Below are 13,951 nucleotides of genomic sequence, written 5' to 3'. Positions count from 1 at the left end.
GGGTCGCTCCTTTGTCTTTGACATACAGCCTCGGATACAGGGCTGGTGGGCAATACTGTACGCCATGCCGGCCCCTGGCAGGCCCTGACGTCCACAGACAGTTTCCTCCGCGAGCCGAGCAGTGCAATGGTTCGGACCCCTGCACGGGGTAGAATGCCTTGGTAATGATGAGTTCGGCGACATGGCGGAGGGGCAGGCAACCATGAGCACATACCACAGCACCCGAGGCGACAGGGAGCAGCTGCAGTCCAAGCAGGCCATCAGACGGGGCCTGGCCCCTGACGGCGGACTCTACGTCAGCGATGGACTGGACGCACTGACCATCGACCCTGCCACGGTTGCCGGCCTGGACTACAGGGGCACGGCCAAACTGGTCCTTTCGGGACTGCTGAGCGATTACTCTTCCGCTCAGCTGGACTCCTGCCTGGACGCAGCCTACGGAGAACAGTGGTCCGATCCGGCAATAACCCCTCTGGTGGACCTGGGCGGCAACGACTTCGTACTGGAGCTCTTCCGCGGGCCCACCTCGGCCTTCAAGGATGTGGCCTTGCAGCTTCTGCCGAGACTGATGGCCCTGGCCGGGGAGGATGGCGAACGGATCATGGTGCTCACCGCCACCTCCGGAGACACGGGCAAGGCGGCGCTGGCCGGATTCGCAGACGCGCCGGGCACGGGCATCACTGTTTTCTATCCTCAGGGCAAGGTCAGTCAGATTCAGCGCCTGCAGATGGTCACCCAGCAGGGCGGCAACCTGCAGGTCTGTGCGGTTCGGGGCAATTTCGACGATGCCCAGTCCGCAGTCAAGTCCATCTTCGCCGACACCGATCTGGCTCGTGAACTGGAGGAGAAGGCCTCGACCGTCCTCTCCTCGGCCAACTCCATCAACGTGGGCCGCCTGGCTCCGCAGGTCGTCTACTACTTCCGGGCCTACGGGTCCCTGATGGAACGAGGGGTGATCAGACCCGGGGATCCGGTCGAATTCTGCGTGCCCACCGGCAACTTCGGCGATGTGCTGGCCGGATACTACGCCAAGATGATGGGGCTTCCGGTGGCCCGCCTGACCGTGGCCTCGGACCGCAACCGGGTCCTCAACGACTTCCTGACCACAGGCGTCTATGACCGCAACCGCCCCTTCTACACCACCACCTCCCCCAGCATGGACATCCTGATTTCCTCCAACCTGGAACGGATGCTCTACTACATGGCCGACGGCGACACCAAACTGATTGCCTCGCTTATGGCCGATTTGGAGTCCACTGGACGCTACCAGGTGCCCAAAGCCCTGATGACCAGAATCCGCGAGCTCTTCTCCTGTGGCTGGGCCGACGAGGACCAGGTGGCCTCAGCCATCAGCGGCTGCTGGGAGGACCGTGGATACCTGATCGATCCGCACACGGCCTGCGGCTACCAGGTCATGACCGGGCAGACCGACAGGAATCCTGCCGTACCCCGGGTGCTGCTGTCCACGGCCAGCCCCTACAAGTTCCCCCGGGTGGTCTGCCAATCCCTGGGTCTGGAGACCCCGGACAGCGATTTCGGCTGCATGGACATCCTGGCCGAGGCCACCAACACCAGGCCTCCCAAGGCTCTGCGCGCCCTGGAAAGCGCACCTGTGCGCTTTCAGGACTGCATCGATCCCAGGGAGATGTCCGACTACGTCCGCCACGCGGTCATGCAGTCCTGAAACCTGGACAAATTGGCTCAGATCTCCTTCCTGGCATAGACCTTGCGAGATATGACTATCGAAACCATATCAACCGCCAGAATCAAGGCCAGCCCGAGGACCATCGGCCGCCACAGGTCGGAAGTCAAAGATCGCATGATTGAATTCCAGAGGGTCCCCCAGTCCAAGGGCAGCAAACTGCCGATAAGGGCCATGATTGGCACCAAACCAAGAAGCGCCAGGAAGACTATCATTGCCTTAACTGGCTCCAGCCAATAAAACAAGGGTGTAGCTACCGCAAAGAGCAAAGACTCCAACAGGAACAACCCCGAAGCAAACAAGACAGTGTCGCGCCAATGGTCCTGACCATGCAAAAATGAATCAGTAGCGTAGAAGAAGAATATTGCATAGCCGCAAGACTGAACTAGGACCAGCAGAATTACAGCAGCATAGCGTCCGAATACCTGGTGATCACGTGTTATGGGCAGCAGACCGTTCAAGCGAATTGCCGTATTGCTGAAATCGACGAACATACCGAATACCAGGCCTACAAGCAGTCCGATTCCCATGCTGGTTACTGCCCCCGTCAACGCAGTCCGTGCATCTTCCCCGTCATTGCCTGTCAGGGCCATGACTAGGTTCAACAGGATTCCGATGAGGGGCACGGACATGAAAATCAGCACACCGACACAGGTTCTCCCTGCTCCTGAGAAACGTTGCATGTCCAACCTGATCTGCTTGGCTATCGCCTTCATGACTCCACCTCCTTATTCCTGTCGGTCGCGGCAGGTGAGCCCGCGGTCAGTCTGATGATGTTGTCAAAGTCGGCCCACTCCACCAGGTAGCGGCCATCCGAAGGCTCCACGGCGGCAGGGGAAGCCGATGCCAGAAAATCCTTCAAGTGTTCAGTGGGCACCAAAGCCTCGAAACCCGTGGCGGAACGCTGCAAGCCCATCAGATGCGGCATTTGTGCTCTAGACAGATCGTCCGGCCCTCCTCTCACTATATGAAAAGCCTCCATCAACTCGTCCTTGGGGCCGGTGTAGAAGACAGATCCTCGATTGATGTAGGTGACGAAGTCAGCCACCCGTTCAAGATCCGCGGTGATGTGCGTGGAGAAAAGCACCGAGTGACGACCGTCGCCGATGTAGTCCAGCAGAATATCCATGAGCTCGTCCCTGGCCAGGACATCCAGACCACTGGTGGGCTCATCCAGAATCAAGAGCCTTGCATCGTGGCTGAGGGCGACGGCCAGCATCAGTTTCATCTGCATGCCACGGGAAAGCTTGCCGATTCTGCGGTTTTCCTGCAGACCGAACCGACGCAGATAGTCATGATAGCGATCACTGTCCCAAGAGGGATACATGGGTGCCATCACTGGCTCGACGGCCTTGACCTTCCACGCCTCAAGGAAATAAATGGAATCGAAGACCACACCCAGGTCTGCTTTGACCTCCTCCTCCTGACTCAAGGGATCACGGCCCAGAATGCTGATTTCTCCGCTGTCTCGGCGAGTCATATTCAGCAAGAGCCGGATCAGGGTGGATTTACCTGCACCGTTGGGGCCTATCAATCCCATGATGTAGCCCATGGGCAGGTCCATGGTGACCTGGTGCAGGCGGAAACCTGTGCCGTCAGCCTTGACGTAGCTTTTCCCAAGGTCGCTGACGCGCAGGGCATAGTCGACATCTTCACCAGAAGTCGTCATCGGCGGTGATGCACACATGCTGCTATTCCTTTCCTTCTTCGGACGCTGGCGCAGAACCCTTGTCCCCCAGCAGACCGTCGAGCAGGCCGCGAATTCGGTCCGGCTCCATACCGGCCCGACGAGCCGTATCGACCGCCTCGCCCAGCAGGGACTGCACGCGGTCCTCCAGATGCCGCCGCATGACCTGGTCGCCGCTGTCGGCCACGAAGGTCCCCTTGCCCTGGATGTTCTCCACCAAACCCTCTTGAGCGAGTTCGGTATAGGCACGGGTCACGGTCAGCACGGACACCCTGAGCTCCTGCGAGAGATGTCGCAGAGAGGGCAGTCCCTCCCCTGCTTTCAGGTCTCCGGTCAGGATAGCCGAACGTATCTGGTCCTCGATTTGCCGATAAATCGGCTGTCCGGACAGGGATGAAATGATCAGCTTCATCCAAGCCCCTTTCATTGATGGTCGGCACGACCCTGGCTGAGCTGTACCGGTGTTCATGTATACACTATAACAGTTTGATCATGAAGACAAACTTTGCCGCCGATCTTCTCAGGACGTGATTCACAGATTCCATAGAAACGGCGCTGCAGTGCTGAAATCCCGACCAATCAAGGCTTCGGACAAAATCCATGTTGACCAGGTCGTTGCCGCATTGCACATGCCAAGGGCGGATACGGTGTCATCAACGAAAATCAAGCACGGGTGTTACCACACGGTCATCTACAGCCGATTGCCTGCTGTCAGGGCAACAGAATGAAAAAGCAACAGAATGACAGATGTCAATCAAGCAGCGGCACGGCCACAAAGGCAGCAAAGTCGCCCGCAACAAAGTCGGCAAACCTTCTCAAAGTCGCTGAATCGACGAACTTTGGCATGGCAAGGTTGAGGCTACAACCAGACCTATCGGACCTGGAGCCTGCTGGAGGACAGAAGCTCTCGGGCATGCTTCAGGGAGGTCGTGGACTCGCTGCCGGCCAGCATCCGGGCAATCTCCCGCTCCCTGTCCTCGCCCTCCACCTGGCGAACCAGGGTCTCTACGGCATCGCCGCCTTCACTCCCTTTGGCCACGACGAACTGTCGATCAGCCCAGGAAGCCACCTGCGGCAGGTGTGTGACCACGATCACCTGGGCGGTGACCGCCAGCCGGGCCAGACGACGACCCAGTTCTACAGCTGCCCGACCGCCGACGCCAGCATCCACCTCGTCGAAGATGAAGGTCATCGTCGAGTCGCCGACCTGGGAATCACGGCCAGCATGTCCATGGCCAGACCCGTCAGGCCGCGATGATGTCCGGCCTTCGGCGGCCACCAGCTCCAGGGCCAGCATGAGTCGGCTGAGTTCGCCGCCAGAGGCGCTCTTGCCCATGGGCAGCAGGTCCGAACCCGGATACGGCCTGAAGAGAAAGTCGATCTGATCCAGACCATGCACATCCATGTCCTGGTCCTGACGTGGTCTGACGCGGATCTCCAGCCCGGCACCCGCCATGGCCAGGGAGTGCAATTCACCGTCGACAAGTTCGCTCAGCCTTCGTGCAGCCTTGCCCCGTGACACAGACAGATTCCGAGCGGCCTTCAAAGCGCTTCCGCGAAGTTGCTCAACCTGCCCTTGGAGCTCCTCAAGCTTCTCGGGTGAGGCATCCATGTCCTCAAGTTCAAATGCAGCCTTCTTGCGCCAGGCCAGAACGTCGTCGATGTCCGGCCCCCAGCGTCGGGTCAGCTCATCCAGATCGTGAATGCGTGCGTTGATCTTGTCCAGGTCGCCCTCCTGGCCCTCGTCGTCCAGCTGGCTGCTCAGGGTGAAGACCAGGTCAGACAGGTCGGCATTCAGCGACCGCAACCGCTGGGCCGACTCCTGAAAGACCCCCTCCACGCCGATGCCCTCCAGGGCGGCAATGGCCCGTTCCACCAAGGCCGTAGCCGAAGGTGCATCGGCATCCGGGTCGATCTGGCCGGAGTCCAGGGCGGACAGTGCGGCCATGACTCCCTGACTGATCTGGGCCGCGTGCTCGATCCTGTCCCGCTGAGCCTTGAGTTCACGATCTTCGCCGGAATGCGGGTCGACCCGGTCGATCCGGGCGATGGATTCCCGGAGATAATCTGCCTGGGCCATAGCGCCGGACTGCTGGTTACGCAGCTCCTCCAGATGGTCCTGGGCCTGTCGGTACTGCCTGAAGGCCTTGGAAAAAGCCTCCAGCTGCGGACCGTCACCAGCGTAGGCATCCAGAAATTCACGCTGCCGGGCCGGGCTGGCCATACGCATCTGATCCGCCTGGCCATGGACAGTGACCAGCATCCCAGCCACCTCCTGCAGCAGGCCTCGAGGAGCAGTTCTGCCGTTCAGAGCGGCACGGGAACGCCCCTTGACAGGCATGGCCCTCGCCAGGAAGATCTGCCCCTCATCCTCCAAGGGCAAGCCAGCCCCGGTTATGACAGCGGTCACTGGATTCTCGGCTCCCGGCGAGCCAGCGTCAAAAATCCCCTGGACCCAGGACTCGTGTGCTCCGGGCGACACCAATTGCGGACGGGCGGTGGACCCTGAGATCAGCCTGATGGCGTTGAGCAGCATGGACTTGCCAGCCCCGGTCTCCCCGGTGATGGCCGTCATGCCAGCAGCAGGGCGCAGCAGGGCATGGTGGATGGGACCCAGGTCTCGTACTTCCAGCTCTTCCAGCATCAATGCTCCTTGTTCGACTCCGGCGGCTCCCCCTGGTCCTGCCCGTTCACAGCTGCAGAGGGGCGATGCTGTTCCCTCCAGCCGACCACCGGCAGGTCGAACTTGGAGACCAGCCGTCTGGTGAAGGGCACCCCCGACAGCCTGGCCAAACGCAGGATGTCGCGGGACTGTCGCACCACAATGCGGGACCGCTTGGGCACAGGCCGTTGACGGCGCCCATCGTTGCAGATCCAGCCGGCCGACTGGGAATCACCCAGAATATCCAGGGTGAACTGCGACTTGGGGCCGATGATCAGGGACCTGGCAAAGAGGGCGTGGGCAGCTATGGGCACCATCTGCAGCGACTGTGCATCCGGCCAGACGATGGGCCCGCCCACCGAAAAGGCATAGGCCGTCGATCCGGTCGGGGTGGCCACGATCATGCCGTCGCAGCCGAAGGAGCTCATCTCCACATCGTCCACTCGGACCGATACCTCGATCATCTTGCCCCGATCATATCGTTCCAGGGTCATGTCATTAAGGGCCCAGTCGCTCAGTGGTCGATCGGCTCCGGGTATCCACAGGTCCACATGGGCCACCATGCGCTCGTCGATGGAATAGTCATGATCGGCCACCCGGCGAATGGCCTCCCCTATCTGGAAGCTCTCGAACTCGGCCAGGAACCCCACGTGACCCAGATTGACACCCAGGATGGGCACCTCGGTGCCCTTGACCAGCTCTGCAGCCCGCAGAATGGTCCCGTCGCCGCCCAGGACGATGACGATCTCGGTGTCGTCGGCCACCTTCTGGCTGGGACTGCCGAATTCCGGGGCGGCGATGTTGTCGACAATCGAGACGCGAAATCCGTCCCGGCGCAGCTGCTCCTCGACCTCGTCAACCAGGTGGCCGCTTGCCCGGACCCGGCTGTGCGTGACCACGACAGCGCTACGAGCACCCATGGGGCCTCCCTTCCGGCAACAATGATCATCCTATCGGGCCCGGCCAACAGCGGCGCTCATCGCGGCGGGGTCAGGCCAAACGACGACCAGCAGCCTCGGCCATGCCTCGCCCGGTCTCATACCGGGGCGATCCGGTCCCTTCCACGGCATCGGCATCCACCACAACACGGGAGACATCCGTCCTGTCGGGCAGCTCGAACATGGTCGCCTCCAAGGTGTGCTCGATGATTCCACGCAGCCCTCGGGCGCCGACCTTGCGCTCCAGGGCGATGGCGGCAACACGGTCCAGGGCGGCATCGGTGAAGACCAGATCGGCCCCGTCATCCAGGAACATGCGCCGGTACTGGTCGACCAGGGCATTGTCCGGTTCGGTCAGCACCCGCCGCAACTCATCGGCGCCCAGCGGCTCCAGTGTTGAGATGACCGGCAACCGCCCCACGAACTCGGGAAGCAGGCCAAACTGTTCCAGGTCCTCGGACCTGACCTGACTCATGACCCGGTCGTCGGGCACCCTATCGCTGCCCTGAGTAGCCGAGAATCCGCTCTCCCGCAGGCCCAACCGCCGACGGACGATCTCCTCCAGACCGACGAAGGCGCCGCCGCAGATGAAGAGGATGTTGGCCGTGTCCATGACGACCGTGCGGACATCGCCGTGCCGCCGCGAACCCTGTACCGGCACACGGGCCTGGGTGCCCTCGATGATCTTGAGCAGGGCCTGCTGGACCCCCTCGCCGGACACGTCACGGGTGATGGAGGTGTTCTCCCCGGATTTTCTGGCGATCTTGTCGATCTCGTCGATGTAGATGATCCCCCGCTGGGCCAGGTCCATATTGCCGTCGGCGGCCTGGAGCAGCCCCTGCAGGACGGATTCCACATCCTCGCCCACATACCCAGCCTCGGTCAGGCTGGTCGCATCCACAATGACGAAGGGGACGTTCATGATGGTTGCCAAGGTTCGTGCCAGGTAGGTCTTGCCTACGCCGGTGGGACCCATGAGCAGGATGTTGGACTTGTCCACCTGGACGCGTAGTGCAGCATTCTTTCTCTCAAACGTAGTGTCAGCAATACGGCCACGGTCGCCCAGGTCCATGTTCACGCGCTTGTAGTGGTTGTAGACAGCAACCGACAGTGTGCGCTTGGCAGCCTCCTGGCCGATGACGTACCGGTTCAGATAGGCGAATATCTTTGAGGGCGCAGGCAGGGACACCCGCTGATCGGCGGCATCCTTGGCCATATCCTCCTGGATGATCTGTGCGCATAGGCGTATGCATTCATCGCAGATTGCGCAGGAAGGTCCCTTGACCAGACGGCGCACCTGATGCTCGTCCTTGCCGCAGAACTCGCAGCGATTCAGTCCGTCATTGTAGCTGACCACACGGCCCATGGCTCTCCCTTCCCGGAGAATCCGCAAGAATCGCCGAAATCATATTTGAGCGGCATCGTCCATGATGCCAAAAACGTCCGGAGGCCGTAGACCCCAGGGGCCCGCCGCCATCCGGACGATCAATCATGTGCGCAGTCACCGGAGCTAATCGCGGTGCTCCAGGACCTCGTCCACCATCCCGTAATCCTTGGCCTGCTGGGCGGTCAGAATGGTGTCCACCTCGATATCCTTGCGGATCTTTTCCACATCCTGGCCGGTGTGCTTGGCCAGTGTCTCCTCCAGCCAGGTGCGCATGCGCAGCATCTCCTTGGCCTGGATCTCGATCTCGGTGGCCTTGCCGAAGTCCTGCTCCATGGCCGGCTGGTGGATGAGCACACGGGCGTTGGGCAGAATCAGGCGCTTGCCCTTGGTGCCGGCGGCCAGCAGAACGGCAGCAGCCGAGGCAGCCTGGCCCAGGCAGACAGTCTGCACATCGGGCTTGATGTACTGCATGGTGTCATAGATGGCGGTCATGGCCGTCATGGATCCCCCCGGCGAGTTGATGTAGATGATCACGTCGCGGTTGGGATCCTGGCTCTCCAGAACCAGGAGCTGGGCCATGATGTCGTCCGAGGACGTGTCATCCACCTGGACGCCCATGAAGATGATCCTGTCGTCGAAGAGCCTGGTGTATGGGTCCTGGCGCTTGTAGCCGTAGGGGGTGCGCTCCTCGAACTGCGGCAGCACATAACGGTCGGTGGGCATGGCGGCCAGGCCACGAGGGCCAGCCAATCGACGGGCCCGTGCTACGAATTGCGCTTCTTCAGATGCCATGTGGAGTGCTCACTTCCCTTGATCCGCGGTCATAGTGCCGTGGGTGGTCACGATCCGGTCGACAAAGCCGTACTCCAGGGCCTGCTGGGCCGTGAACCAGTGATCGTATTCATTGTCCCGGTAGATTTCTTCCAGGGTGTGGCCGGTCTGCTCGGCCGTCAGCTGGGAGAGCGTGCGCTTCATGTCCATGATCAGCTCGGCGTTGATCCTGACATCGGTGGCCGTGCCTCCGACGCCACCCGAGGGCTGATGCATGAGCACCCGTGCATGGGAGGTGACGAAGCGCTTGCCCTTGGCTCCGCTAGAGAGCAGGAACTGGCCCATTGAGGCAGCCATCCCGACCGCGACCGTGGCCACGTCGGGCTCGATCAGCTGCATGGTGTCATAGATGGCCATGCCCGCCGTAATGGAGCCACCAGGCGAATTGATGTAGAGCCAGATATCCTTCTTGGGATCCTCGGCCGCCAGCATCAGCATCTGTGCGCAGATGACGTTGGCGTTGGCGTCCTTGACCTCGTCCCCCAGCCAGATGATCCTGTCCTTGAGCAGTCGGTTGAAGATGGGATCGGTCGGCGTAGGGGCCTCCCCCTCCTCCATCACGGGACTGGTTGCCAATGAGTTGTTCACCCTGTCTCCTTCGATAAACGTATCTGTATTGAGAGTAGCCCCCGCAATCGACGCGGCCGTGGTCTTTCCGCTCTTTGCGCAACCGCTACGACAGGGCCGCACCCAGGCTGTTTCGCCACTGGGTGCGGCCCTGTTCGTTGCGACTTGTGAGCTACTCCTGATCCTGGGAGAGCTGGTCGGCCACTTCAGCAGCGGCGGAGGCAGCCTGGACGCTCTCGTCCTGCTCCTCCTGGGCCTCGGGCTCATCCTCGCCCAGGAAGCGGCTCAGGTCCACCTCCTGGCCATCGGGGTCCTTGAAGGTGACGGCCCGCATGCCGGCCAGCATGCCCTTGGAGCGGCCGACCTCCTGCACGGCCGAACCCAGCTGGCCGTTGCGAACGATACCGTTGATGAAGGCGCTGGGATCCATGCCGTACTGCTGGGCGATGGAAGCCAGGAAGTTGGTCACATCGGCCTGGCTGACCGTGATGCCCAGCTTCTCAGCCAGGGCGTCCAGGGTCATCTGGTCGCGCAGTTCCTTCTCCACGCTCTCCTCGGCCTCGGCCTTCTCGTCCTTGCTGGCCTTGTCCGGGTCCTTGCCGGTGTTCTTGAGTTGATCGGTCACCATGGACTGCTTGATGCCCTTTGGCACCGGGATGTCCAGGCCGTCCTGGAGCTTGGCGATGAAGGCGTCGCGGGCGTCAGTGGCCTGCCGACCCTCGGCATCCACCTGGCACTGCTTGCGCACGTCCTCGCGCAGCTCCTTCAGGGTCTCGAACTCCGAGGCCTCCTTGGCGAACTCGTCGTCCAGGTCGGGCAGCTCCTCGGCCTTGACCGAGTTCACCTTGACCTTGATCTGGGCCTTCTCGCCCTGGTGCTCGCCGGCCTCCAAGGTGCCCTCGAAGGTGGTCTCTTCCCCGGCGGACAGCCCGTCAAGGGCCTCATCCAGGCCGTCCAGCATGGTGTTTGAACCCAGCTCGTAGCTGACCCCCTGCTGGGAATCCACGGACTCACCGTCGATGACGGCATCCAGGTCGATGTTGGCATAGTCACCCTTGGATGCGGGGCGATCCACGCTGACCAGGGTGCCAAAACGCTGACGCAGGTTGTCCAGACGCTTGTCCACGTCCTCGTCGGTGACGGCGGGCTTGGGGACCTCGATTTCCATGCCCTCGATGTCGGGCAGCTCGAACTTGGGACGAATCTCCACCTCTGCGGTGAACTTGAGCTTGGTTTCGTCCTTGGCCGAGGAAGGAATGTCCTTGACATCGATCTGCGGCTGCGCCATGGCGTGCAGCTGCTTCTCCTCCAGAGCCTTGGAGTAGAGCTCGGGCACGCCGGCGTTGACGGCCTCGCCCGCCACGCTGGCAAAGCCCACGCGCTGATCAATGATGGGTCCGGGGACATGGCCCTTGCGGAAGCCGGGGATGGTCACCTGCTTGCCGATCTCCTTACGGGCCTGATCCAGGTAGGGGTTCAGCTCATCGGGATCGACGGTGATGGTGAGCCTGACCTTGGTGGGCTCGAGGTTTCTGACGCTGATTTTCACGCTGCGCTCCAATTCATCCAAACCGTTTGATCTGCCAGTAAGGCAACCGTTACATGATAGCGCGAGTCAGGGACTCTGACAGGAGTGAAACCTGCCAGGGGCGGGCGCCCTCCTGACGCAGGAAGTCGGCCACATCCCGCTTCTCCGGTTCGTCGGTCCAGCAGAGGTTGCGCAGGTAACGGGGCTTGATCAGAATCTCGTCGGGGGTGTTGGTCCGGCGTCCCACTTCGGCCACCGCCTTGCGTGCTGCCTCCAGCCTGGCGAACCGGTCCGGGTGGCGGTGCCGCCAGACCTGCATGGACTTGGGGGCGTTGGTCTCCTCACACCGCGGCTTGGGAGGCACCGGCAACTCTTCGGGGGGCAGACTCAGCGCCTCCAGAATGGCCTGTTTCCAGACCGAGGGCCTCACCCGGCGCTGAATGGGCGCGTAGCGCTCGAACATGCGGTCCTGCTCGCCGCCGGTGTGAATCCTGACCCGCTCGTTCAAGGACCGGATGGCCCGGAACTGAGCGTTGTTGTGCGGCTTGAGCCTGCCGGCCTCGATGATGGCCTTGTCAGGCAGGAGGAGCGTCGGAGCGATGTCGTTGCGGCGGGCCAGCTGGTCTCGAGCGGTCCACAGCGAGCGGGCCACAGCCAGGCCTCGACGGTCGTTGTGCAGGGCGTTGATATGCGAGATATGCCGCCAGGGCTGTTCAGGCTCCGGCTTGGGGATTTTGCCCTGCTCCAGCAGCCAGGCGAATTCCTGCCTGGCCCATTCATCCTTGCCGTGACGGCGCAGGTCCTCCAGCTCGTGCGACCGCACCTGATCCAGCAGCTCCACGTCCAAGGCAGCGTAATTGCGCCAATCACGCGGCAGTGGGCGGTAGGACCAGTCTGCGGCAGAGTGCTCCTTGGCCAGCGTCAGCCCCAGGTAATGCGCGGTCACTGCAGACAGGCCGTAATGACCCAGGTTGAGCATCCTGGCTGCAAGCTCAGTATCGAAGAGCGATGAGGGCCTCATGCCCAATGCATGGAAGCCAGGCAGATCCTGAGGGGAGTCGTGAATGATCCACTGGGCCCCATCAACAGCCTTATTGAATTCCGACCAGTCACAGCCCGCCTGCGTCAAAGCCGGTGGATCCAGCAGGAATATCCCCGCCCCCTGGCGCTTGAACTGGACCAGGTAGTCGTCGTGGCCATAGCGGAAACCAGAGGCCCTTTCAGCATCGGCGGCCAACGCACCGCTCCCTCGGGACAGCATTCGACAGGCCCGGCGATATCCGGCCATATCGTCGATGACCGACGGCACACCCTGGGCGGGCTCTGAAAGCAGCTGCGTCTTAGGTTCCGTGGTCACCTGCGCTCAACCTCTTTTTTAGTTTGTCTTCCATCACGCCACCGGACCGACCGGCCCGGAAAACACACGCCTGAAAGCATAGTCCATGGCCTCAACCCGCTGATAATTCTTACTGAGCAGGCTTCGTCGACAGTTTATTGATTCACAGGATCTGCCATTCACGAAGCCGGTCATTCAGCGTGCCGGTCATTCAGTAAGTGGGTCATTCGCTGATTGGGCTGCTGGCCTTCGCCCGAGCAAACAAAACTCCCCAGGACATCCGCCATGGGGAGTGACACAAGATATTCGGATTTCTCCTAGGTCCGCCCAGGAACCGGATTGGATTCCAAGGCTCAGTAGACCACGAAGCCGTGGGCCTCCAGTTGCTTCTTGACACGATCCTTCAGAGCCGCAGAGGGGCCTTTGGCATCCTCCAGCGGGTAAGGAATGCGCAGCTCATGCCACTTGGGCCGTCCAAGCTGATGGAAGGGCAGCACATCAATGTGCTCGATGGCATCCTTGAACTGTTCGCACACCCGAGCGACATTCTCGACGTTCTCCTCGGAGTCGGTCAGCCCAGGCACCAGCACGAAGCGAACCCAGATCTTGCTGCCACGGGCAGCCAGACGCTTGCCGAATTCGATTGTAGGGGCCAGAGTTCCGCCGGTCACCTTCTTGTAGGTGGCTTCGTCGCCGGATTTGACATCCAGCAGGCACAGGTCGATATCGTCAATCATGGCATCGGTGTAGTTGCGATTGAGGAAACCCGAGGTGTCCAGGCAGGTGTGGACGCCCATCTCCTTGGCGGCTCGAAAGACACGTGAGACAAAGGCTGCCTGCATCATGGACTCGCCGCCGCTGAAGGTGATTCCTCCGCCCGTGCTCTTGAAGAGGTCCTGGTAGCGGGCCACCTTGTCGATCATGGCCTGCAGGTATACGGGCTGGCCATCACGCATCTTCCAGGTGTCAGGATTCTGGCAGTACTGGCAACGCAGGGGGCATCCGCTCATGAAGACGGTCATCCTTGTACCCGGCCCGTCCACCGAAGTGTTGATGTCCCAGGAGTGAACAAATCCGATGTCGCCCGTGCGCAGGGCATTCATGCGGTCGTGCCGGTCCAGTCCAATGGGCGATTCAAACCCCGAAAGGCCGCCCATCAGCGTCTGGCTCTGGTAGACCTTGGATTCCTTGAGCATGTGCGGGTGTGTGGTATGGAAGGTGGTGGTCTCCGTCATCGGATCCTCCTGAAAAAGACGAAAAGGGGCAGGGCCTTGGTGCGCCCCGCCCCATGATTCACCGTCTCATCAACGGTT

12 protein-coding genes are annotated in these 13,951 nt (G+C 61.4%); 1 reads left to right on the top strand and 11 read right to left on the bottom strand.

The features are described from left to right. The first annotated feature begins 202 nt into the window (after positions 1 to 202). A complete protein-coding gene (gene thrC / locus H3S97_RS04775; protein ID WP_198219812.1) occupies positions 203 to 1,684 on the top strand; it encodes a threonine synthase in 1,482 nt (493 codons plus the stop codon). A gap of 17 nt (positions 1,685 to 1,701) precedes the next feature. Here thrC and H3S97_RS04770 read toward each other — a convergent pair whose 3' ends face one another. From H3S97_RS04770 to pflA, 11 genes are all read right to left on the bottom strand, one after another. Further along, positions 1,702 to 2,418, bottom strand: a complete 717-nt coding sequence (locus H3S97_RS04770; RefSeq protein ID WP_198219811.1) for an ABC-2 transporter permease — start codon at positions 2,416 to 2,418, stop codon at positions 1,702 to 1,704. Beyond that, complete coding sequence (locus H3S97_RS04765; protein WP_408610435.1) at positions 2,415 to 3,371, bottom strand: ABC transporter ATP-binding protein; 957 nt, start codon at positions 3,369 to 3,371, stop codon at positions 2,415 to 2,417. The genes H3S97_RS04770 and H3S97_RS04765 overlap by 4 nt, the downstream gene beginning before the upstream one ends. Before the next feature lie 22 nt (positions 3,372 to 3,393). Continuing rightward, the gene (locus tag H3S97_RS04760; RefSeq protein ID WP_045924206.1) at positions 3,394 to 3,801 is read right to left on the bottom strand and encodes a GntR family transcriptional regulator; all 408 of its coding nucleotides are present in this window, start codon (positions 3,799 to 3,801) and stop codon (positions 3,394 to 3,396) included. A gap of 459 nt (positions 3,802 to 4,260) precedes the next feature. Next, positions 4,261 to 6,033, bottom strand: coding sequence for a DNA repair protein RecN (locus tag H3S97_RS04755; RefSeq protein WP_198219809.1), 1,773 nt, complete (start codon positions 6,031 to 6,033; stop codon positions 4,261 to 4,263). Next, on the bottom strand, positions 6,033 to 6,971 hold the full coding sequence (locus tag H3S97_RS04750) for an NAD kinase (RefSeq protein WP_198219808.1): 939 nt from the start codon (positions 6,969 to 6,971) through the stop codon (positions 6,033 to 6,035). The genes H3S97_RS04755 and H3S97_RS04750 overlap by 1 nt, the downstream gene beginning before the upstream one ends. Positions 6,972 to 7,041: 70 nt before the next feature. Further along, entirely contained in the window at positions 7,042 to 8,355 is a 1,314-nt protein-coding gene (gene clpX, locus H3S97_RS04745; RefSeq protein WP_198219807.1) for an ATP-dependent Clp protease ATP-binding subunit ClpX, read from the bottom strand. Positions 8,356 to 8,499: 144 nt separating this feature from the next. Continuing rightward, entirely contained in the window at positions 8,500 to 9,168 is a 669-nt protein-coding gene (locus H3S97_RS04740; RefSeq protein ID WP_198187005.1) for an ATP-dependent Clp protease proteolytic subunit, read from the bottom strand. Positions 9,169 to 9,177: 9 nt separating this feature from the next. Further along, positions 9,178 to 9,765, bottom strand: coding sequence for an ATP-dependent Clp protease proteolytic subunit (locus tag H3S97_RS04735; RefSeq protein WP_029678947.1), 588 nt, complete (start codon positions 9,763 to 9,765; stop codon positions 9,178 to 9,180). 181 nt (positions 9,766 to 9,946) lie between these two features. Then, a complete protein-coding gene (tig, locus tag H3S97_RS04730; RefSeq protein WP_198179275.1) occupies positions 9,947 to 11,323 on the bottom strand; it encodes a trigger factor in 1,377 nt (458 codons plus the stop codon). A gap of 49 nt (positions 11,324 to 11,372) precedes the next feature. Next, positions 11,373 to 12,659, bottom strand: coding sequence for an HRDC domain-containing protein (locus H3S97_RS04725; RefSeq protein ID WP_198219806.1), 1,287 nt, complete (start codon positions 12,657 to 12,659; stop codon positions 11,373 to 11,375). A 332-nt stretch (positions 12,660 to 12,991) separates the two neighbouring features. Continuing rightward, entirely contained in the window at positions 12,992 to 13,873 is an 882-nt protein-coding gene (gene pflA, locus H3S97_RS04720) for a pyruvate formate-lyase-activating protein (protein WP_198176555.1), read from the bottom strand. Positions 13,874 to 13,951 lie beyond the last annotated feature (78 nt).

Origin of the sequence: Bifidobacterium choladohabitans (assembly GCF_016102005.1) — a bacterium.
GTDB classification, from domain to species: Bacteria; Actinomycetota; Actinomycetes; order Actinomycetales; family Bifidobacteriaceae; genus Bombiscardovia; species Bombiscardovia choladohabitans.
The sequence above is the reverse complement of the archived record's forward strand: the minus strand, read 5'-3'. Positions and strand labels throughout refer to the sequence as shown.

Coding starts and splice junctions, on each gene's coding strand:
- H3S97_RS04760 (WP_045924206.1), bottom strand. CDS start 3,801: ATGAAGCTGATCATTTCATCCCTGTCCGGACAGCCGATTTATCGGCAA.
- thrC (WP_198219812.1), top strand. CDS start 203: ATGAGCACATACCACAGCACCCGAGGCGACAGGGAGCAGCTGCAGTCC.
- pflA (WP_198176555.1), bottom strand. CDS start 13,873: ATGACGGAGACCACCACCTTCCATACCACACACCCGCACATGCTCAAG.
- H3S97_RS04755 (WP_198219809.1), bottom strand. CDS start 6,033: ATGCTGGAAGAGCTGGAAGTACGAGACCTGGGTCCCATCCACCATGCC.
- H3S97_RS04750 (WP_198219808.1), bottom strand. CDS start 6,971: ATGGGTGCTCGTAGCGCTGTCGTGGTCACGCACAGCCGGGTCCGGGCA.
- H3S97_RS04740 (WP_198187005.1), bottom strand. CDS start 9,168: ATGGCATCTGAAGAAGCGCAATTCGTAGCACGGGCCCGTCGATTGGCT.
- H3S97_RS04770 (WP_198219811.1), bottom strand. CDS start 2,418: ATGAAGGCGATAGCCAAGCAGATCAGGTTGGACATGCAACGTTTCTCA.
- clpX (WP_198219807.1), bottom strand. CDS start 8,355: ATGGGCCGTGTGGTCAGCTACAATGACGGACTGAATCGCTGCGAGTTC.
- H3S97_RS04765 (WP_408610435.1), bottom strand. CDS start 3,371: ATGACGACTTCTGGTGAAGATGTCGACTATGCCCTGCGCGTCAGCGAC.
- H3S97_RS04735 (WP_029678947.1), bottom strand. CDS start 9,765: ATGGAGGAGGGGGAGGCCCCTACGCCGACCGATCCCATCTTCAACCGA.